The organism is Streptomyces sp. NPDC052052 (assembly GCF_040680455.1).
Classification (GTDB): Bacteria; Actinomycetota; Actinomycetes; order Streptomycetales; family Streptomycetaceae; genus Streptomyces.
Genome location: NZ_JBFAWU010000009.1, coordinates 203,004 through 223,808, shown reverse-complemented (window position 1 = coordinate 223,808; position 20,805 = coordinate 203,004). Strand labels below are relative to the sequence as shown.

Below are 20,805 nucleotides of genomic sequence, written 5' to 3'. Positions count from 1 at the left end.
GGCCTCCCCGGTTGTGCGCCGTAGTGCCTCTCACCGGCGGCTAAGCCTCCCGAGTGCGCCGTCAGCGCCCCCTCATCGGTTTGCCCTTCCTCGTCGCGCAATGCGAGAAATGGGCGGCGCGGATGCGATGAGGGGAGCGGTACGTGGCGGGTGGGATCACTCTGTTGGAGGACGGGCCGGACGGTGCGGGCACCGCCGGGGCGGCGAACACGCCGGCCTTATCGCCTCCTGCGGCAGCGGCGGAAGAGGAAGCGGCACCCGTCGCAACGCCCGCCGCACCGGGGACCGACCCCCGCCACATCCGGCTGGTCTTCCTCGGGCTGATGCTCACGCTCCTGCTCGCGGCGCTCGACCAGATGATCGTCGCCACCGCACTGCCCAAGATCGTCGGTGAGCTGCACGGCCTGGAGAAGATGTCCTGGGCCGTCACCGCCTACCTCCTCGCCTCCACGATCGGGCTGCCGATCTACGGAAAGCTCGGCGACCTCTTCGGCCGCAAGGGCGTCTTCCAGTTCGCGATCGTCGTCTTCGTCCTCGGCTCGGCGCTGGCCGGCTGGTCCCGCACCATGGACGAACTGATCGCCTTCCGTGCCGTCCAGGGCATCGGCGGCGGCGGACTCATGATCGGTGTCCAGGCGATCATCGCGGATGTCGTACCGCCCAGGGAACGCGGCCGGTTCATGGGACTCATCGGCGCCGCCTTCGGCCTCGCCTCCGTCGCCGGCCCGCTGCTCGGCGGATTCTTCACCGACCACGCCTCCTGGCGCTGGTGCTTCTACATCAACGTCCCCTTCGGCCTGATCACCCTCGCCGTCATCACCGTCGTACTGAAGCTCCCCAGGCCCACCGCCCGGCCCCGGCTCGACATCCTCGGTGCGCTGCTGCTCGCCGCCGCCTCCACCTGCCTGGTGCTGCTCACCAGTTGGGGCGGCACGGAGTACGCCTGGGGCTCGCCCACCATCCTCGGGCTCGGTGCCGGAGCCGTCGGAACGGCCCTGCTCTTCCTCGTCGTCGAGCGCCGGGCGGTCGAACCGATCATTCCGCTGCGGCTGTTCCGCGACTCCATCTTCAACATCACCGCGCTCGTCGGCGCGGTCGTCGGGGTCGCGCTGTTCGGTGCCGCCAGCTACCTGCCGACATTCCTTCAGATGGTCGACGGCGCCACGGCCACCGAGTCGGGGCTGCTGATGCTCCCGATGATGGGCGGCATCGTCGCCGCGTCCGTCGTCTCCGGCCAGCTGATCTCCCGCAACGGCCGCTACCGCGTCTATCCGATCCTCGGCGGCGCGATCTCGGTGGTCGGCATGTGGCTGCTCTCCCGGCTGGAGACGGACACCCCGCGCGTCGAGTACAGCATCGCCCAGGCCGTGCTCGGTATCGGGATCGGCCTGGTCATGCCGGTTCTGGTGCTCGCCGTGCAGAACTCCGTGAAGCCCACCGACCTCGGCGCCGCCACCAGCGCCAACAACTACTTCCGGCAGATCGGCGGCAGCGTCGGCGCCGCCGTCTTCGGGACGCTGTTCGCGGGCCGTCTGGCAGATGCCCTCGCGGTGCGTCTGCCGTCCGGGGTCGACCTTCCCGACCCCGAATCGATCACCCCGCAACTGGTCCACTCCCTGGAGCCCGCGCTCCGCGACAGCTACATCCAGGCATACGCCGACGCGATGCCGCGCATTTTCCTCTACCTCGTGCCGGTGCTCGTGCTCGGCCTGCTCTTCGCCTTCTTCCTCAAGGAGAAACCGCTGGTGACCTCTCAAAGCCCCGAGTCCTCCGCCGAAACCGCGCCGATCCCCACCGCACGCACCACGCCCACCGCCGCCGCAGCCCCGTCGTCCGCCGTGTACCTGTCGGGCGTACCGGTGTGCGGCAGCGTCCAGCACCCCGACGGCACGAAGGTCCCACGTGCCGCGCTCACCCTCATCGACGTCCAGGGAAAGCAGGTCGGACGCGGTGCGAGCGCGGACGACGGGCGGTACGCGCTGAGCGTGCCCGGCGCGGGCTCGTACGTGCTCATCGCGGCTGCCGGGGGCCATCAGCCGCAGGCCGTCAGCGTGACCGTCGGCGAACGGCCCGTGGACCTCGACGTGGTGCTCGGCGGCGCCGGACGCCTGGCCGGGACCGTCGTCACCGCCGACGGCATTCCGGTGCGCGACGCCGCGGTGACACTCACCGACGTGCGGGGCGAAGTCGTCGCGTCCACTCGCAGCGGTCGCGAAGGCGGTTACGTGATCACGGAGCTGGTGGCCGGGGAGTACACCCTCGCCGCCAGTGCCCCCGCCTTCCGGCCTGCCGCGCTGCCGGTGAGCGTGCAGGCCGCCCGGGAGACCCGGCAGGACATCGAACTCGCCGGGGGAGCGGTGCTGCGCGGCGTCGTCCGGGCGAGCGGCGGCCGACTCGTCGAGGACGCCCGGGTCACCCTCCTGGACGCGGCGGGCAATGTGGTCGACACGCTCACCACCGGACCCGACGGCGCCTTCCGGTTCGTGGACCTGTCCACCGGTGAGTACACGGTGATCGCGGCCGGGTACCCGCCGGTGGCCACCGTGCTCCAGGTCGCCGGTGGCGGGCGTACCGAACGTGACCTCCAACTGGGGCACGCCGACTGACAGCTCAGGGCCGGCGGTCGACGGCCGGGGACGCGGCGGGCGGACAGGTCACGGCAGCAGCCGCGGCCCCCGCTTCGCCGCGAGGTCCTCGACCCAGCCGAACAGCGCCACCGCCCCGGCGATCAGCACCCAGGCGACCGCGAACTGGAACCACGGGCTGTCCAGCGGAAGATCCCGTTCCAGGGCCGGCACGTTCCACATCAGGTCGATCAGCGGCACGCTCACCATCAGCGCGACCTCGTGCCACAGATAGACCGTCACGGCGCGGGCGTTGAAGACCTTCACGATCCGGTCCGCCACGGAGTGCCGGGCGAGCCACCCGAAGTCCGGCCGGAAGCGCAGGAGCACCAGCACGAATCCAGCGGACCACAGCGCCTGGGCGAGCGGGATGTCGTCGAGATCGTAGGAACCGTCGACCCGGTGATGGAGAGCCCACCAGCCGCCCACCGCCATCAGGGCCGACGCCGCGACCAGGACGGCCGCGGGACGGAGCCGGTCGAGGACACCGTCCCGGTGCGCGAAGCCCAGCAGCCAGCAGAACAGGAAGATCGACAGATCGCTGAGCGCACTGCCCAGACGTCCGTCCGGCACGCTCCACACCACCGTCAGGAGCACGACGGGGACGAGGGACAGAGCGAGCACGGGAAGCGGGGCGAGGCGGAAGAGGCGCAGCAGGAGCGGCGACAGCAGGACGAACCACAGATAGGCCCGCAGGTACCAGAGCACCGCCCACGCCTGTTCGCCCCACGCGTTGCCGGGAGGATCGCCCACCGGCAGCACCCAGTACAGGGCGTCGGCGCCGGGGAGCCAGCCGTGCAGCAGCATCGCCACACCGAGCACCAGTGCGAACACCCACACCGGGATCAGCAGCCGGCGCAGCCGGCCGCGGATCACCTGCACGGCGGGCCGCTCCAGGGATCGCGCCATCAGCGATCCGGCGAGCGCGAACATCACCCCCATGGACGGGAAGACCAGCCCCAGCCAGGGCCATTCGAAGGTGTGATACGTGACCACGCGCACCAGGGCGAAGGCCCGCAGTGCGTCGACATAGCGGTCACGGCCGCCGCGCCGGGCGCCAGGGCCCGAGGGACCCGACGGTGCGTGCTCCGGCTCATCGGTGACGAGGTGCGCCCCCGGTTCCCGCGTGCGCGGCGGCCGCGGTGGTGCTCCCCTGCGGTGTGCGCCCGCCATCAGCGCACCTCCGTGCCGGGTGTCGGCGTACCGACCTCGCCGGTGCGCTTCAGCTTCTGCCAGCGCAGCCGGCCGCCGGTCGCGGCGGTGACACATGAGTGGATCAGCACCAGATACATCAGCTGCCGGTAGGCCAGCTGCTGCAGCGGAAGCATCAGCAGGTAGCGGTACTTCTCGCCGTCAAGGCGGAACGCGTAGGCCGCGCAGACCAGTTGGACCACCAGTACGGCCAGCCAGGCCAGCAGGGACGCCTTGAGGTCGACAAAGATCATCGCGTAGAGCGTGAACACGTCGATCAGCGGGGCGAAGACGGGCGTGACGATCTGGAAGAGGACGACCAGCGGCATGCCGACCCGGCCGAAGCGTCCCGAGGGCCCCCGGTCCGTGACCGATCCGCGGTGTTTCCAGAGCGCCTGCATCGTGCCGTAGCTCCAGCGGTAGCGCTGCCGCCACAGTTGGCCCAGCGACGAGGGGGCCTCGGTCCAGGCACGTGCGTGCTCGGCGTACACGACCCGCCACCCCGCGCGGTGCAGGGCGATCGTGATGTCGGTGTCCTCGGCGAGCGTGTCCTCGCTCATTCCGCCGACGGCCAGTACGGCCTCGCGGCGGAAGGCGCCGATCGCACCCGGGATGGTGGGCATGCAGCGCATCAGGTCGTACATCCGGCGGTCGAGGTTGAAGCCCATCACGTACTCGATGTGCTGCCAGGCGCCGATCAGTGTGTTGCGGTTGCCGACCTTGGCGTTTCCGGCCACCGCGCCGACCTCAGGGTCGCCGAACGGCTGCACGAGCCGGTGGACGGTGTCGGGTTCGAAGACGGTGTCGCCGTCCATCATCACGACGATGTCGTAACGTGCCTGCCGCACGCCGTTGTTGAGCGCGGCCGACTTGCCCGCGTTCTCCTGGCGGACGACCCGCACATGGGGCAGTCCCAGCGACTCGGCGATCTCGGCGGTGTTGTCGGTCGAACCGTCGTCGACGACAATGATCTCGATCGGATGGGTGCTCGCCGCCAGCGACTTGAGCGTATTGGCGATGCACTCCTTCTCGTTGTACGCGGGCACGATCACGCTCACCGGTTCCGTGACCGTGGGTCCCCAGACGAAGCGGCGTCTGTTGCGCTGCCGGTAGTGGCGCCGGGCGAGCAGGAGCATCAGGGCGAACCTGCCCATCACGGCGACTCCGACGACCACCAGTGCGGTGGCCAGGCCGGGCACGGTCCACTCCGCGATGGCCACCGCGGCGAGGAGGGCGCGGCCCTCCCCGTGGGTGACGGTGTCCGCGGCCCGGTGAGCGGCCTGCTCGGGGTTGTTCTGCCGGGTGTCGCTTGAGGTGGTGGGTCCGTTGGGGGCACCCGCTGTGGACTGTGCGGTCGATGTGTTGGTAGTCGTCTGTGCGCCGCTGACCGTGGTGAAGGTGTAGCCCTTCGCCTTCATCTTCTTGATGTACTGCGGCAGCGCCTCGAGCGTCTGGGACCGGTCGCCGCCCGCGTCGTGGAAGAGCACCGAAGTGCCCTTGCCGTTCTTCGGAGTGGCCCACTTGACGATCTTGCTGACGCCGGGCTTCTGCCAGTCCTCGCTGTCGGTGTCGACGAAGACACTGGTGTAGCCCATGGCGCCGAGCTTCTGGTAGACGGGCCAGCTGTAGTTGTCGATGGCGTCGTTGGTGGAGGAGTACGGGGCGCGGAACAGCGTCGTCGTGATGCCCGCGGCCCCCGCGAGGGCGAGCTGCGTCTGGGCGATCTCCCGGGTGACGCGGGAGGAGCTCTGGTACGACAGGTCGACGTGTGTGAACGTGTGGATGCCCACCTCGTTGCCGTCGTCGACCATGCGGCGCACCACGTCGGGGTAGCGCGAGATCATCGAGCCGACGAGGAAGAACGTACCCGGCACGTCGTTGTCGTCCAGGATGTCGAGGACCTGTTGGGTCCACTCGGGGTCGGGACCGTCGTCGAAGGTCAGCACGATCGTCTTGTCCGGCACCGACTGGGTGCGCGCCGTGCCTCCCTCGAAGCTGAGGAAGGGGCCGCCGTCGAGGACGCTCTCGGGTACATTGCTCGCGCTCGCTCCGGAGCGGACCCGCTGGTCGTTTCCGACCTCGGCCCGCAGATAGCCGTCGAGCAGCATCACGCAGACGAGACCGAGCAGCAGCAGAAGCGCGATGACGACGCGCGGTGCCGGGACCGCCTGGCGGCGGACCCGTCCGATCCTGCTCGGCGTGGCGTGCCGTCGCCCGGCCGCGGAACGGTCACGGGTCTGACTCATCGGGCGGCTCCGGTGGCGGAAGCGGAGGGAGAAGCCGCGGGTGACAGCGACCCGTCCGCCCCGACGCCGGGGCTCCCGCTCGGCGGCGCCACCGCGGCGCCCGGAGGCATGCCCCCGGCCGGTCCACCCTGCGCGGCAGGAGTGCCGCCGAAGGGCAGCAGTTGCGAGGGCGACACGGAGATGCCTCCCATGAACGCGAGGCCGAGCACGGCCGCGTAACCGACACAGGAGACGCCCAGCGCTATGCCCGCGCGGCGCAGCAGCCTGGCGCGGCGCCCGGAGCTGTCCACGAATACGGGCCCCTCCTGGCCCCCGGTTCCTCTCCCGGCACGCGATCGGTGTGCACCTGCGTGCCTGCGGCGGCGGTCGGGTGGCGTCGAGTCGTTCTCGATGGCGGCGTCGGATTGCATGTGCGCATGCTTGCAAACGGCGATGTGTGAAATCTGGGCCTTTCCTGGCCGCACGCTGTGGAGCGGCGGTCAACCTGTTGAAGAGCTGAGAGGATGAACGCTCCGGCGGCCCCTCATGCCCCTAGGTCCAGCGTGCTCAAACCGCCTCTCTGGCCTGCTGTTTGACGCTGATGAACGCCTCGCTCCCGCTCTTTTCGGTGAGTGTCCTGTGGACTCGTTCACAGTGGGCGCATGAGAGGTTTCAGTGTGTTCCGGTCCCTCCTTGTCGCTGTTTCGAGGCAACCCTCACGAGAGCAGGTGCAAACATCATGCACATTTCAGCGAAGCGGTCCTCCGGTGGTACGGGCAGCCGCGCGAAGCGCGTCACGTCCGTCGTCGCCGGATTGCTCGCACTCCCACTCGCCTGCTCCGCCTGTGCGACGGGTACGGCGGCGATCCAGGAACGGAGCGCGGGGCCGGGGACCGCCCCCGGAGCCTCGGCGTCCACAACGGCGTACACCCCGTACGTCAGCGCCACGACCGCCGCCGACACGGACTCGGCCGGCTCCCCCGACACGTACAACCTCGCCTTCGTCGTCGCCGACGGCGACCGCTGCACCCCCCTGTGGGGCGGCACCACGAAGGCCGGTGACAAGGCGGTGGCCTCGCGCATCGCCGCGCTCACCGCGACCGGCGCGGACATCCGGGTCTCCTTCGGCGGGGCTGCCGGCAACGAGCTCGCGCTCACCTGCGACAGCGCCCGGGAGTTGGCCGACGCCTACGCGCAGGTGCTCGACGCGGTCGGTGCGGCCAAGGCCGACTTCGACATCGAGGGCGACGCGCTCACCGACCGGGCGTCGGTCATCCGCCGCGATCAGGCACTGCGCCTGCTCCAGAAGGAGCGGGACCTCGATGTCACGTACACCCTGCCCGTGATGCCGGACGGCCTGGAGACGAGCGGGATCGACCTGCTGAGCGACGCCGCAGAGCGGAACGTCGAGGTGTCCGCCGTGAACATCATGGCGATGAACTACAGCTCCGCACACGACGGAGACATGGGCGACTACGCGCAGCAGGCCGCCGAGGCGGCCCACGACCAGCTCACCGACGTACTGGGCCTGTCGGACACCGCGGCCTGGCGGGCGCTGCACATCACCGTGATGATCGGCGTCAACGACGTGGAGGGGGAGACGTTCACTCTCGCCGACGCGGCGTCCCTGCGCGCCTTTGCCCAACGCAGGGGAGTGGGCGCGCTCTCCCAGTGGGCCACCTTCCGCGATCAGGAGTGCGCCGACGAGGACACCTCGAAGGCCGACGACACCTGCAGCGGAGTCGCGCAGGAGGCGGGAGCGTTCGCGCAGGCGCTGAGTGGCTGACCCCCGGCTTCCGCGACGGCGTGGACGGAGGGCGTGTCAGCCGTCCGGGCCTGGCGTCCACCTCGCCGGCCCGCCCGGCAAGGAGGTGCGCCGGCGGACGACGCACCCTCAGCCAACGTGCCGGAGGCCGCGCCGCTCCTCATCCCTCCGCGTCCGGCGGGTACACCGCCGCGTGGGCCGACCGGAAGAGGGCGGTGACCTCCTGGCCGCTGAGGCCCTGGGTCCGTGCCTCGTCCAGCCACTGGACGAGGGAGGAGCGCAACGGGGAGTCGGGGCCCTCCTGGGCCGGTGCGAGGGAACGCGTGATGAACGTACCCGCTCCCTGCCGGACCTCGGCGAGGCCCCCGCGCTCCAGCTCGCGGTAGGCCTTCAGCGTCGTGTTGGGGTTGACCTTGGTATCCGCCGCGACCTGCGCGGCCGTGGGCAGCCGGTCGCCGGCCACCAGCGCACCCATCCGAAGCGCCTGTTCGACCTGTCGCACGATCTGGAGGTAGGTTGCCACCCCGCTGCGTCTGTCGATGCGGAACACGACCACTGCCTTCACCTCCTGTCGGACTGTCGAAACGATACGAAACCGCCGTACGCCGCCCTAGAGCGGCCTCCGCGACACCCGCCACAGAGTGAGAGCGGTGAGCGCCACGGTGGCCGCGAGCAGGATGCCCGCCCCGGTCCACTGCATGGCCGGCATCTGGTCGTAACCGAGGTACTCGACGACGTCGTTGACGATGCCGTGTTCCTTGATGCAGGCGTCCGAGGCCGCTTCGGTGGCCTTGGCGCAGAGCCCCCAGCCGTAGAGATGGCCGTCGGCCGAGCCGATCCAGCGGTCCAGCTCGCTCATCTCGTTCAGCCGCGCAGGCGTGTCGGTGTTGAGCGGGTAGGCGAGCATGCGCGACGGGGCCAGGTGGACGAGCATCTGGTCCCAGACGACGACGAGGAACGCGCCGACGGCGAAGGTGACCACCATGGACGTGAGGACACGGCGCAGCAGCACACCGAGCGTGATGCCGAGGGCCGTCAGGAAGAGGCAGAGTGCGGGGAGTACCGGACCGGTGCTGTCGAAGATCGTCCCTTCCGACCAGAGGCTGGGGAACACCGAGCGGTAGGGCTTCCACCACCAGGTGAAGAACACGGAGAGCGCGACGCCGCACAGGATCACGGCCGCGTAGCACCAGGCGAGCTTGGTCGCCGCCCAGCGAAGGCGGGACACGGACTGGGTGGTGACCAGCCGCGCGGTGCCGTGCTCGTGATCGCCCGAGAACAGCGGGGCACCGAGGAAGACGGCGAGGACCAACGGCAGCGCGGACAGTGCGGTCAGCGTGAGGCTCACACCCGTGGAGCTGAACGTCGGCTGCGACAGATCCTCCTCCGGCCAGCCGGCCGCTTCGAGCAACTGGCGCATCTCGTCGCGCTGGTACACGATCCAGACCGAGCCGAGGACCGTCGCGGCGAGTACGGCCGACAGCGCGGCCCGGTGCTGACGCACGACGAGCCAGTTCAGCCCGTGCAGCAGACGGGGGCCGGACTTCCGTCCGGTGCGGGGCGTCTCGGTGGAGAGGGCGGTCATGCGGTGGGGATCCCTTCGGCCTCGATACCGGCACCGGGTGTGAACAGGGCGGGTGCGTCGGTTGAGCGGAGATGCGCCAACAGCACCTCTTCCAGGCTGGGTTCCGCGACGACCCAGTCGGCCGGCAGCGGGCCGTCCGGTCGTACCAGTGCCTGGAACTGCCTGCCCCGGACGCGGACTTCGACCACCGTGTGGGGGGCCAGCAGCTCGGCCGGGTTGCCGTCACCGGCCACCCCCGTCACCAGGGCGTGGGCCGGGACGACCGCGTCCGCGTCACCCGCCAGCCGGACCCGGCCGTCGGCCAGGACCAGCAGGTAGTCGCACATGTCCTCCAGCTCGGACAGCAGGTGCGAGGACATCATCACCGTGGTGCCGTGCTCCACGGCCTCCGACATCAGCAGGGCGCTCATGTCGTGGCGTGCCAGGGGATCGAGGTCGGCCATCGGCTCGTCGAGCAGCAGCAGGTCGGGCCGCTTGCCGAAGGCGAGGGCGAGCGCCACCCGGGTGTGCTGGCCACCGGAGAGCGTGCCGATCCGGGCGTCCATGGGCACCTGGCCCGACCGGACGATTCGCTCCGCCGCCGCCGCGTCCCAGCCCGGGTTGAGCTCCTCGCCCATCCGCAGCGTCTCCGCCACGGTGAACCGCTTGAACAGCGGCTTGTCCTGGCCGAGGAACGCAACCCTCGGCATCGTCGCGGGATCGTCCAACGGTGCGCCGAATACGCGTAGTTCGCCCTGGGTCGGCGATACCTGTCGGGTCGCGATACCCAGCAGGGTGCTCTTGCCCGCCCCGTTGGGGCCGACGAGACCACAGATCCGCCCGGCCGGAAGCCGGAAGGAACAGTCGCGCAGTGCCCAGCCGCGGCGGTAGTGCTTACCCAGGCCGCGGGCCTCCAGCGCCCATCCGCCGGACGCTCCGTCCGGCGCCAGTGTCGCTGTCATTCACTCCCCCAATTCCATTAATCAATTAATGGAATCATTGCCTTTGCGGTGAAGGGCGTCAAGTCCCTGCCGGAGGGGCGGGCTGGGGAACGCCGGGAATGTGGCTGTTCGGGGGAGGGGGCGCCCTTCCTTCGGAGGACTGGACCACTGAACCTTTCTCCGGCTCTGGCCTGGCGGTTCTTCGACGCGTAGCGTGAGCCCGCATGAAGATCCTCATCAGCGCGGACATGGAAGGCGCCACCGGTGTGACCTGGCCGGCCGATGTGCTGCCCGGCACCCCCCAATGGGAACGGTGCCGTTCCCTGTTCACCTCCGACGTGAACGCGGCGGCGCTCGGTTTCTACGACGGCGGCGCCGACGAGGTGCTCATCAACGAGGCCCACTGGTCCATGCGCAACCTCCTGCTGGAGCAGCTCGACAACCGGGTCCAGATGCTCACCGGCCGGCACAAGTCCCTCTCCATGGTGGAGGGCATCCAGCACGGCGACGTCGACGGCATCGCCTTCGTCGGCTATCACACGGGCGCCGGCGCGGAGGGCGTGCTGGCCCACACCTATCTGGCGAACTCCATCACCGGGGTCTGGCTCAACGGCACCCGGGCCAGTGAGGGTCTCCTCAACGCGCATGTCGTGGCCGAGTACGGCGTCCCCGTCGTCCTGGTCACCGGCGACGACCTGACCTGCCGGGACGCGGACGGCTACGCCCCCGCGGCCGGCAAGGTCGCCGTGAAGGACTACGTGTCGCGGTACGCGGCGGTGTGCCGCACCCCGGAACGTACCGCCGCGGACATCCGCGCGGCGGCCAGGGAAGCGGCCGCACTCGCCGTGCGCCACACCCCGGTGGAGGGCGGACCCTTCACCATCGAGCTGGAGTTCGACGCCGCGCACCTGTCCGCGGCGGCCACCGTGGTCCCCGGCGTCGTGCCCAGTGGGGAACGGCGCGTCGCCTACACCAGCTCGACGATGTACGAAGGTATCCGCACGTTCAAGGCAGTGACGACGGTCGTTTCGTCCGCCGTGGAGGAGCAGTATGGCTGAGACGACCGACCCCACGGAGAACATCGATCAGCGGGCGCTCGACGAGGTGGTGACGTTCACCTCCGAACTCATCCGGATCGACACCACCAACCGCGGCAGCGGTGACTGCCGGGAACGCCCGGCCGCCGAGTACGTGGCCGAGCGGCTGGCCGCCGCCGGGCTGGAACCCACCCTGCTGGAGCGCACGCCGGGACGGACCAACGTGGTGGCCCGGATCGAGGGCACCGACCCCTCCGCCGACGCCCTGCTCGTCCACGGCCACCTCGACGTCGTCCCGGCCGAGCCCGACGACTGGACCGTGCACCCCTTCTCCGGGGAGGTCCGCGACGGTGTCGTCTGGGGGCGCGGCGCCATCGACATGAAGAACATGGACGCCATGGTCCTGGCCGTCGCCCGGGCCTGGGCGAGGACCGGCGTCCGGCCCCGCCGCGACATCGTGATCGCGTACACCGCCGACGAGGAGGCCAGCGCCGAGGACGGCTCCGGCTTCCTCGCCGACCAGCACGCCGCACTCTTCGAGGGGTGCACGGAGGGCATCAGTGAATCCGGCGCCTTCACCTTCCACGCCGGACCGGACCTGCCGCTCTACCCGATCGCGGCCGGTGAACGCGGCACCGCCTGGCTGAAACTCACCGCACACGGCAAGGCCGGACACGGCTCCAAGGTCAACCGGGCCAACGCGGTCACCGCCCTCGCCGCTGCCGTCACCAGGATCGGCAACCACGCCTGGCCGGTCCGGCTCACCCCGACCGTCCGCGCCGCACTCACCGAGCTCGCCGCCCTCCACGGCATCCAGGCCGACCTCGACGCACCCGGCTTCGACGTGGACGAGCTGCTCGGCAAGCTCGGACCGGCCGCCGCCCTGGTCGAGCCGACCGTCCGCAACAGCTCCAACCCGACCATGCTGGAGGCCGGGTACAAGGTCAACGTCATCCCGGGCCACGCCACCGCCTTCATCGACGGCCGGATGCTCCCCGGTTGCGAGGACGAGTTCCACACCGCCCTGGACGAGTTGACCGGACCCGATGTCGACTGGGAGTTCCACCACCGCGAAGTCCCTCTGCAGGCCCCGGTCGACTCGCCGACCTTCGCGAAGCTGCGTGCCGCCGTCGAACGCTTCGACCCGGAAGGCCGGGCCGTGCCGTACTGCATGTCGGGCGGCACGGACGCCAAGCAGTTCTCCCGGCTCGGCATCACCGGCTACGGCTTCTCGCCGCTGAAGCTGCCCGTCGGCTTCGACTACCAGGCGCTGTTCCACGGCGTCGACGAACGCGTCCCCGTCGAGGCACTGCACTTCGGCGTCCGCGTCCTCGATCACTATCTGCGTACTGCCTGACCCGGTATTGGGGGAGTTGAAGATGAAGTCCACAGAGGCCTACGGAACATGGCCGTCGCCGATCGACGCCCGGCTTGCCGCCTCGCACGACGGCCGCCCGGACTACGTCGGCGTGGTCGGCGACGAGGTGTGGTGGACCGAGCCGCGCCCGGCCGAGGCGGGCCGCTACACCCTGATGCGGTGCACGGCGGACGGCGCCGTCGGCAGTGTGCTGCCCGCTCCGTGGAACGTACGGAGCCGCGTCATCGAGTACGGCGGACAGTCCTGGGCCGGGGCCGAACGCGCCGAGGGCGGCCCGCTGGTCGTCTTCGTCGACTTCGCCGACCAGCGGCTCTACGCCTACGCCCCGGACCTGCCCGATGAGCCCCGGCCGCTCACCCCGGTCTCGGCGATCGGCGGCGGGCTGCGCTGGGTCGACCCGCGACTCCACCTCGACCGCGGGGAGCAGGGGGAGGTGTGGTGCGTCCTGGAGGAGTTCACCGGTGAGGCCCCCACCGATCTGCGCCGGGTGATCGCCGCCGTACCGCTGGACGGCTCGGCGGCCGACGACCGGTCGGCGATCCGCGAACTCACCGACGACAGCCACCGGTTCGTCACCGGACCCAAGCTCTCACCCGACGGCCGCCAGGCCGCCTGGATCGCCTGGGACCATCCGCGGATGCCGTGGGACGGCACCGAGGTGATGCTCGCGGACGTGACCGAGGACGGTACGTTCCACCAGGTACGGAGCTTCTGCGGCGGTCCCGAGGAGTCGGTGCCGCAGATCGAGTGGGGTGCCGACGGACAGCTCCTCCTCGCCGGCGACCGCAGCGGCTGGTGGAACCTCTACCGCGCCGACCCGGACCAGGGGGTGGTCGCACTCTGCCCCCGGGAGCAGGAGTTCGCCGGACCGCTCTGGAAGATCGGTCTCAGCTGGTTCCGGCCGCTGGAGAACGGCCTGATCGGCACCATCCACGGCGCGGGCACCACCACGCTCGGCATCCTCGACCCGGAGACCGGCGAACTCACCGACGTCGCCGGGCCCTGGACCGAATGGGCCGGGTCGCTCGCCGTGCAGGGCAGCCGGGTCATCGGCATCGCCGCGAGCCCGTACAGCGCCTACGAGGTCGTCGAACTGGACACCGCGACCGGCCGTACCCGGGTCATCGGCTCACCGCACCAGGACGCGGTGGACCCCGCCTACTACCCGCAGCCCGAGGAACGCACCTTCACCGGGGTCGACGGGCGTGAGATCCACGCCCAGATCTACCCGCCCCGCAACCCCGACCGGACCGGTCCCGAGGGGGAACTGCCGCCCTATGTGATCTGGGCGCACGGCGGCCCCACCGGCCACGCCTCGCTCGTCCTCGCCCTGGGGATCGCCTACTTCACCTCGCGCGGCATCGGTGTCGCCGAGGTCAACTACGGCGGCTCCGCCGGCTACGGCAGGGCCTACCGCAACCGGCTGCGCGAACAGTGGGGCGTGGTCGACGTCGAGGACTGCGCGGCCGTCGCCCAGGCCCTGGCCGCCGAGGGGGCGGCCGACGGACGGAGGCTGGCCATCCGGGGCGGCAGCGCCGGCGGCTGGACCACGGCGGCCTCGCTGACCAGCACCGACGTCTACGCCTGCGGCACGATCATCTATCCCATCCTCGATCTGACCGGATGGGGCACGGGCGAGACCCATGACTTCGAGTCGCAGTACCTGGAGTCCCTGGTGGGTCCGCTCGCCGAGGTCCCGGACCGCTACCACGACCGGTCGCCGGTGACCCGCGTCGACCGGCTGACCACCCCCTTCCTCCTGCTCCAGGGGCTCGACGACCCGATCTGCCCGCCCGTCCAGTGCGATCGGTTCCTCGCAAAGGCGGAGGGGCGCGGCATTCCGCACGCCTATCTCACCTTCGAGGGAGAGGGGCACGGCTTCCGCCGTGCCGACACCATGATCCGCTCCCTGGAGGCCGAACTCTCCCTGTACAGCCAGACGTTCGGTTTCGAACGGCCCGACGTGCCGCGTCTGGAGCTGACGAAGTGACCCTCGTCCCACTGACCCGTCCCGCCCGGCTGCGTCCGGGGGCCAGGGTCGCCGTCGTCTCGCCCAGCGGGCCGGTGCCCGCCGACCGGATGGAGGCGGGGCTCGACATCCTGCGCGGCTGGGATCTCGAACCCGTCGAGATGCCCCATTCCCGCGAGGTGCACCCGGAGTTGGACTACCTCGCCGGTACGGACGAGGCGCGGGCCCGGGACCTCCAGACGGCCTGGTGCGACCCGTCCGTCGACGCGGTGATCTGTGCCCGCGGCGGGTACGGCGCGCACCGCATGGTCGACCTGGTCGACTGGGCGGCGATGCGTGCCGCCGGGCCCAAGGTGTTCGTCGGCTACAGCGACATCACCGTGCTCCACGAGGCGTTCGCCGGCCGGGTGGGGCTCGCCACCCTGCAGGGCCCGATGGTCGGCACCGACACCTTCCTCAAGGACCCGGACACCCAGGAGTCCCTGCGGGCCACCCTGTTCGAGCCCGAGTCGGTACGGACCCTCGGCCTTCCCGGTGCGCGGGGGCTGGTTCCCGGCCGGGCCCGCGGGATCACCTACGGCGGCTGCGTGAGCCTGCTCGCCGCCGACCTCGGCACACCGCACGCCCGGAGCTCCGCCCGGGGCGGACTCCTGGTGATCGAGGACACCACCGAGGACCCGTACAGTATCGACCGCATCCTGACCCAGTTGCTGAGGGCCGGGGCGCTCGACGGGATCGTCGGGGTGGCGTGCGGTTCCTGGGCGGGGTGCGGCCCGTACGAGCAGGTGCGGGCGGTCCTCGCCGACCGGCTCGGACCGCTCGGAGTGCCTGTCGTCGAGGAGTTGGGCTTCGGGCACGGGCCGACGACGCTCACGGTTCCGCTCGGCGTGCCCGCCGTACTGGACGCACCGGCCGACGGCGGCCCCGCCACGCTGACCACGGAGGTGCCCGCCCTGGTGTGACGGTCCCGGTCCGCGAGGGAGCGGGCGCCTGCCACGCCTTGCGGTGCACCATATCGGACGCCGTGCGCCGGCCCGCCCCTGGCCGCGGGGGCAGCCCCTAAGGTGGCCTGATGCCTGAAAGCGAATATCTGGCCGAGGGACCCCGCGCGGCGATCCGGCCCCTCACCCGGGCGGATGCCGAGGAGTTCACCACCCGGGCGAGGGAGAGCCGGGACCTGCACCACCCCTGGCTCTTCCCGCCCGACCACGCCCGCGCGTACGCCGCCTACGCGGACCGGCTGATCGACGACCCTGCCAAGGAGGGCCTTCTGGTCTGCGAGCGCGGGGGCGGCCCGGGCGGGGCCGGGGGCGCGATCGCGGGGTTCATCAACATCAACAACATCGTCCGCGGCGCCTTCCAGTGCGGTGCGCTCGGATACGGCGCCTTCGCCCATGCGGCGGGGCGCGGTCTGATGGGCGAAGGGCTGGGACTGGTCCTGCGATACGCCTTCGGACCGCTCGGCCTGCACCGTCTCGAAGTCAACATCCAGCCCGGCAACAGGAGTTCGCGTGCCCTCGTCGAACGGGCCGGCTTTCGCCTCGAAGGGTTCTCGCCGGACTTCCTCTTCATCGACGGGGCCTGGCGCGACCACGAGCGGTGGGCGATCACGGCCGAGATGCTGAGCCGGGAGGGCCAGGACGGCGTCGAGGGCCCGGGCCGTGCCGTACGCCCGGGTGCGGAGACCACGCTTCCGGACTCGGGCCCGTCCGGGGAGCGTCCGGCGACCGGGTGACCGGTGTCGTCCACGACGTCCGCGGGGGCGGCCGGCCGAGAGACCCGAACGAGGTGATCCGCCGTTTCCCCTGGCGGCTCACCTCGTTGACCCGTGAGCAGTGACCAACCAAGGAAGGTGGCGACGTCATGCTTTTCGGGGCAGTCCGCCAGCGAGGAATTCGAAACCGGACCGGCGTAGGGCTGGGCGCCCTGGTCCTTCTGACCGGCCTCTGTGCCGCGGTCTCACCGACCGCACATGCCGACACCAAAGACCCCTACTGCGGGCACAAGGTCGTGGGAGACATCGAGAAGAGGTACATCGAGATGAACGGCCGCTCCGGGCCGCTCGGATGCCCTCTCACTGACGAGCTGGTCAACCCCGACGGGTTCGGCCGGCGAACCCAGTTCGAGCACGGAACGATCTACTGGTCCCCGCGCAGCGGCGCCTGGCCCGTCTGGGGAGCCATCGGTGAATACTGGTGCGACCAGGGATGCGAGCGAGGGCCGATCGGCTACCCCGTCTCCTACGAGCGCAAGGTGGGCGCTGAGATTCAGCAGCGCTTCCAGTGCGCGGTCATCCACTTCAAGCAGACCTCCGACACGGCGACGCAGACCTGGAGAGACGAGATCTGCGTCTGACGTCCCCGGCGGCGGCAAGGACCCCCGGCTCGTGCCGGGGGTCCTTGCGTCAGCGCCGCCACCCGCACCAGGCCCACGGGAGTGGCACGTATCGCAGGTGATCCGTCGTGAGCGCCGTGAGACCAACCCGACGGAAGTTCCGGGACGTCATCCGTACCGTGCGGTCCTGGCGTCGCGGATCAGTTTCGCCAGCTGGAAGAGACGGCGCGCTGGGGCTGCTCAGGTGAAGGATTTTGTCGGACTGCTGGAGGGCATCATCCCTGAAAGGGGAGGTGTCATGAGCGGGACCGATGAGATTGAAAAGGCTCGTGAGGTCATCGAACTTCGCATGAAGGAGTACGAGTCCCTTCGGGACGAGGTGGTGCAAAGGATCGGTGCAAGGCAGCAACTGGCCGGGTACGCCGGCGCGGCAACTGCCATTGCGGCAACTCTCGGTAGCGATCTGGGGCTCTGGCGGATTCTGGTTGTGGGGATCGTGCTGCTGATCGCCTACGTGTACCTGCGGGACAGCAACGACGGCATCCAGAGGCTGGGTGCGCACCTGCGGCTCATCGAGGAGGACGTGAATGACATCGCTCGGAGCGCATACGGGCGTGAGGTCCTCTCGTGGGAATCCGGCAGGCAGGTGCAGAGGAACGGAGAAAGGAAATTCTGGAAGGCGATTGGGCGCTTCGGCGGGTGGCATCGCAACGATCCGCGGGTGAGGCTGCCCAGGCCGCGATAAGGCTCCGAGTATCAGCGCGAGGGTCGAACCCCGCCTCAAACAAACGAGGTTGAAGGATGAAGCCCGATCGCGTCGGGCACGTGATGCTTCGATGGCGTGCCTATCATGCTGTCCCATGAGTCAGCTATTGAGCCTGGAAATTCCTGACAATGCACGTCTCGTTCGCCTTCATACGGAGCGAGGAGTCTTCACGGCCCTCGACGTCGCTCCTGGTGGACAAGGTCCGTCCCGGGCGACGGCCGTACTTGTTCCCGGATTCATGGGTAGCAAGGAGGACTTCCTCCCCATGCTGCCTCACCTCAGCAAAGAGGGCGTGCGGGTACTGGCCGTCGACGGCCGGGGCCAGTACGAAACCGGTAGGGCGTCGTCAGAACCCTCATACTCCCGCGACGATCTGGCGAGTGATCTGGTTGCCATCGTCAAGCACCTCAACGCTGGACCCGTGCATCTCCTGGGGCACTCGCACGGAGGGATCGTCGCACGCGCAGCAGTGCTCGCCAGTCAGGGAGATCCTTCCCTCTGGGCGTCGGTCACGTTGATGAACTTCGGTCCTGCCCGTGTCTCTTCCTGGCAGCAGGAACGTCTCCAACTGCTGCTTTCCGTCATCGACTCGATGAATCTGGCTGACATGTGGCCCTTCGTGCGAAACAAGGATGTCGCGGCCCCCGAGGATGTTGAGCTCTTCTTGGAGAAGCGGTGGTTGAGCAATATCCCCATGCAGCTGGTAGCTGCCGCGGAGCAGATGCTGAACGAGGAGGACGAGACGCCTCGACTGGCGCGGCTGTCAACCCCCAAAGCCGTGATTTCAGGAACCCCTGATGAAACATGGGCGCCAGAGGGAGTCGAACGGATGGCCCGAGATCTGGGGGCACGGTTGGTCAGGATCGAGGGCGGTGGGCATTCTCCCAATGTTCACCGGCCCGCCGAGGTGACCTCTGCTCTACTCGACTTCTGGCTCTCCCACCAAGAGGCGGTGAGCGCCTGACCCGCACCCCGGCCTCGGTAATCCGGGGCGGTCTGGCAGGTCGACCGGCGAGCCATTTCGGGCCTCCGGTGATCGAAGGCAGGGGGCAGACGTTTCCTGTTGCGGCACCAGTACTACAGCGGCACTTGTAGATGGTGAGGGTAGCCGTGTCGTCGCCAGTGGCTGATCTCGGCCTGGGCCTGGTGGTGGCGGCGGAGCGAGACCAGGCCAAAGTGTGGGCGAGGTCGTCGAGCGGCCGTGGGAGTGTGCGCGCGAGGAGCTTGCGGATCTCGTTGCAGGACAGGCGAATCAGCTTGGTTTGTCTCGCGTGACCGCCCCCTTTGGGGTCGAGTGGTCGGCCCGGATCACCGCCAGGAGGGCGGCGGCAAGCATGGCCAGTGTTATGTGTCGATACCAGGCCGACCACGTGCGGACCTCGTACTGGTCGAGACCGCACTCATTCTTTGCGGTCTCGAAGCACTCCTCGACCGACCAGCGCGCGCCCACCACGGCCACCACCTCCTCCAGCGCGGTCCTCACCGGCCCGTGGACGAGGAAGAACGCGATCTCGGCCGAATCGGCGATGGAACGCCGCACCAACAACAGATGCTCGAAGCCCGCAGCCGGTGCGGCCAGAGCCGCGCCTCGTCGGGCCGAGTGCCGCACCCCCACCTCGACGGTTGCCCAGTCGTAGCTTCGCACCCCCTTGGAGCCCTGACCGCAACTACGTCTCTCCCAGGCCTCTTTGGGAATCCGGGGCATCAGGGTGTGAACCTGGACGGACCGGCAGGCGGCCATGACCTTGAAGTGCGAGGGGACCGCCATCGCATACCGCAGAGCCTTCGCCTCGCACCACTCCCGCAGACCTGGATGTTGACCGTGGACCGAATCCACGGCCACCCACGCGAACGGAGCCCCGGCCGCCAGTGCACGGGCCGACATGCGACGGCCCAGCTCCGGCTTGGAGGCGAAGCACACCTCCTCGGGCACCGCCGCATCCTTGCGCCGACCCGCGTCACGCGCCCACGACTCGTCCGGTAGGTACAACTCCCGGTCAATCAGTACCCGCCCGCGCGAGGACGCGTAGCCCAAGAACACCCCCACCTGGCAGTTCTCAATCCGTCCCGCCGTGCCCGTGTACTGCCGCTGAACGCCCGCCGACCGGCTACCCTTCTTCAAGAACCCCGTCTCGTCCAGGACCAGCACCGCGTCGGGCTCTCCAGACGCTCGACCACGTAGGAAAGCACCACATCGCGGACCTCGTCCGCATCCCAGCGGGCGGCCCCCAGTAGCCGCTGCGTCGACCAGGGCGTCGCGGCACCGGCTTGCTCAGCCAGCTGTCACCCGTTCTTGCGCGGCACGTCCGCCAGCAGCCCCTCTACATAGGTGACCGCTGTCGCCCGCGGCTCCGACCGCTCGAAACCCCGAGCGATCCGCGGCCCCAGACCCGCCAGCTCCGAACCCACAGCTTCACCTGATCAGAAGTCACCACACGACGATCACTGCAGGCAAGATGACCCACGCGGTGAGTGCCGCCGCGGCACCAGGGAGACCCGGCATGGCCGACTACTATCCGTACCGAATCGTGACCAGGAGAGGCGACTCAACGCTGATCTGGCGGCCCGGAGAGGGCGATGCCCCCGATGAGCTCGCCGTTGATGAACTCGGAAGACTTCTCGCGTTCCATGACCTCAAGACGCTGCAGGAACACTGTGATCGCAACGGCTGGGAGCTTGTCTGGGAGGGCGAAGGCACTCTCGATCTGGGCGCCGTACGGCGGTGGGTCGAGCACCCTAGCCTTGGCTCGGTCTCGGCAGGACTGCTGCTGGAGGCGTGGAACTTCTTCGAAGACCTCTCCCACAGCCTGAAGGCCGGCCCATTCCTTCCTTCCCAAGGATCGATCCACGACAGCGCCTACGAAAAGATCTTCGGCGGTGACGCTCTCGAGCCGACCGCTGGCGAGGGAGCCTGGACGGACGAGGAGACCGCGGCCGTGCGCGAACTCCTTCGAGAGGGGCTGGACCTGTGGGAGCAGGCCGTGCGTGGGTCCGGCACCGGCTGATCGAAT

17 protein-coding genes and 1 pseudogene are annotated in these 20,805 nt (G+C 69.7%); 11 read left to right on the top strand and 7 right to left on the bottom strand.

The window, feature by feature from the left end; translation table 11 throughout:
• The first annotated feature begins 143 nt into the window (after window positions 1–143).
• Entirely contained in the window at window positions 144–2,606 is a 2,463-nt protein-coding gene (locus tag AB0L71_RS13660) for an MFS transporter (RefSeq protein ID WP_365242009.1), read from the top strand.
• 48 nt (window positions 2,607–2,654) lie between these two features.
• On the opposite strand, the gene AB0L71_RS13655 is transcribed toward AB0L71_RS13660, so the two are convergent.
• The 3 genes from AB0L71_RS13655 to AB0L71_RS13645 are packed head-to-tail and all read right to left on the bottom strand — an operon-like array spanning window position 2,655 to window position 6,471.
• Window positions 2,655–3,797, bottom strand: a complete 1,143-nt coding sequence (locus tag AB0L71_RS13655; RefSeq protein ID WP_365242007.1) for an acyltransferase — start codon at window positions 3,795–3,797, stop codon at window positions 2,655–2,657.
• Window positions 3,797–6,061 (bottom strand): bifunctional polysaccharide deacetylase/glycosyltransferase family 2 protein, encoded by a 2,265-nt coding sequence (locus AB0L71_RS13650; RefSeq protein ID WP_365242005.1) that lies wholly within the window; start codon window positions 6,059–6,061, stop codon window positions 3,797–3,799. Before AB0L71_RS13650 ends, AB0L71_RS13655 begins: the two co-directional genes overlap by 1 nt.
• Complete coding sequence (locus tag AB0L71_RS13645; RefSeq protein WP_365242003.1) at window positions 6,058–6,471, bottom strand: hypothetical protein; 414 nt, start codon at window positions 6,469–6,471, stop codon at window positions 6,058–6,060. The genes AB0L71_RS13650 and AB0L71_RS13645 overlap by 4 nt, the downstream gene beginning before the upstream one ends.
• A 308-nt stretch (window positions 6,472–6,779) precedes the next feature.
• Here AB0L71_RS13645 and AB0L71_RS13640 point away from each other — a divergent pair, with 308 nt between their 5' ends.
• Window positions 6,780–7,826: a chitinase gene (locus tag AB0L71_RS13640; RefSeq protein ID WP_365242001.1), complete on the top strand. Its 1,047-nt coding sequence runs from the start codon at window positions 6,780–6,782 to the stop codon at window positions 7,824–7,826.
• A 139-nt stretch (window positions 7,827–7,965) separates the two neighbouring features.
• On the opposite strand, the gene AB0L71_RS13635 is transcribed toward AB0L71_RS13640, so the two are convergent.
• Genes AB0L71_RS13635 through AB0L71_RS13625 form a run of 3 tightly spaced genes read right to left on the bottom strand, consistent with a single transcriptional unit; the run spans window position 7,966 to window position 10,331 of the window.
• Window positions 7,966–8,370, bottom strand: a complete 405-nt coding sequence (locus tag AB0L71_RS13635; protein WP_365242000.1) for a GntR family transcriptional regulator — start codon at window positions 8,368–8,370, stop codon at window positions 7,966–7,968.
• Between the two features lie 45 nt (window positions 8,371–8,415).
• Window positions 8,416–9,390, bottom strand: a complete 975-nt coding sequence (locus AB0L71_RS13630; RefSeq protein ID WP_365241998.1) for an ABC transporter permease subunit — start codon at window positions 9,388–9,390, stop codon at window positions 8,416–8,418.
• Window positions 9,387–10,331: an ABC transporter ATP-binding protein gene (locus tag AB0L71_RS13625; protein WP_365241996.1), complete on the bottom strand. Its 945-nt coding sequence runs from the start codon at window positions 10,329–10,331 to the stop codon at window positions 9,387–9,389. Before AB0L71_RS13625 ends, AB0L71_RS13630 begins: the two co-directional genes overlap by 4 nt.
• A 203-nt stretch (window positions 10,332–10,534) precedes the next feature.
• Here AB0L71_RS13625 and AB0L71_RS13620 point away from each other — a divergent pair, with 203 nt between their 5' ends.
• The 8 genes from AB0L71_RS13620 (at window position 10,535) to AB0L71_RS13585 (ending at window position 18,758) form a co-directional block, all read left to right on the top strand.
• On the top strand, window positions 10,535–11,368 hold the full coding sequence (locus tag AB0L71_RS13620) for a M55 family metallopeptidase (protein WP_365241994.1): 834 nt from the start codon (window positions 10,535–10,537) through the stop codon (window positions 11,366–11,368).
• A complete protein-coding gene (locus AB0L71_RS13615; RefSeq protein ID WP_365241992.1) occupies window positions 11,361–12,704 on the top strand; it encodes a M20/M25/M40 family metallo-hydrolase in 1,344 nt (447 codons plus the stop codon). The genes AB0L71_RS13620 and AB0L71_RS13615 overlap by 8 nt, the downstream gene beginning before the upstream one ends.
• A 22-nt stretch (window positions 12,705–12,726) precedes the next feature.
• Window positions 12,727–14,715: a prolyl oligopeptidase family serine peptidase gene (locus AB0L71_RS13610; RefSeq protein ID WP_365241990.1), complete on the top strand. Its 1,989-nt coding sequence runs from the start codon at window positions 12,727–12,729 to the stop codon at window positions 14,713–14,715.
• A complete protein-coding gene (locus AB0L71_RS13605; RefSeq protein ID WP_365241988.1) occupies window positions 14,712–15,656 on the top strand; it encodes an LD-carboxypeptidase in 945 nt (314 codons plus the stop codon). The genes AB0L71_RS13610 and AB0L71_RS13605 overlap by 4 nt, the downstream gene beginning before the upstream one ends.
• Window positions 15,657–15,766: 110 nt before the next feature.
• Complete coding sequence (locus AB0L71_RS13600) at window positions 15,767–16,429, top strand: GNAT family N-acetyltransferase (protein WP_365241986.1); 663 nt, start codon at window positions 15,767–15,769, stop codon at window positions 16,427–16,429.
• A gap of 128 nt (window positions 16,430–16,557) precedes the next feature.
• A complete protein-coding gene (locus tag AB0L71_RS13595) occupies window positions 16,558–17,049 on the top strand; it encodes a hypothetical protein (RefSeq protein ID WP_365241984.1) in 492 nt (163 codons plus the stop codon).
• Between the two features lie 223 nt (window positions 17,050–17,272).
• On the top strand, window positions 17,273–17,773 hold the full coding sequence (locus AB0L71_RS13590) for a hypothetical protein (protein WP_365241982.1): 501 nt from the start codon (window positions 17,273–17,275) through the stop codon (window positions 17,771–17,773).
• Window positions 17,774–17,888: 115 nt separating this feature from the next.
• Entirely contained in the window at window positions 17,889–18,758 is an 870-nt protein-coding gene (locus AB0L71_RS13585; protein ID WP_365241980.1) for an alpha/beta hydrolase, read from the top strand.
• A gap of 288 nt (window positions 18,759–19,046) precedes the next feature.
• Here the strand turns inward: AB0L71_RS13585 and AB0L71_RS13580 are convergent.
• Window positions 19,047–20,203, bottom strand: a pseudogene (locus AB0L71_RS13580) (IS701 family transposase).
• 92 nt (window positions 20,204–20,295) lie between these two features.
• Here AB0L71_RS13580 and AB0L71_RS13575 point away from each other — a divergent pair.
• Window positions 20,296–20,799: a hypothetical protein gene (locus AB0L71_RS13575; protein WP_365241979.1), complete on the top strand. Its 504-nt coding sequence runs from the start codon at window positions 20,296–20,298 to the stop codon at window positions 20,797–20,799.
• Window positions 20,800–20,805 lie beyond the last annotated feature (6 nt).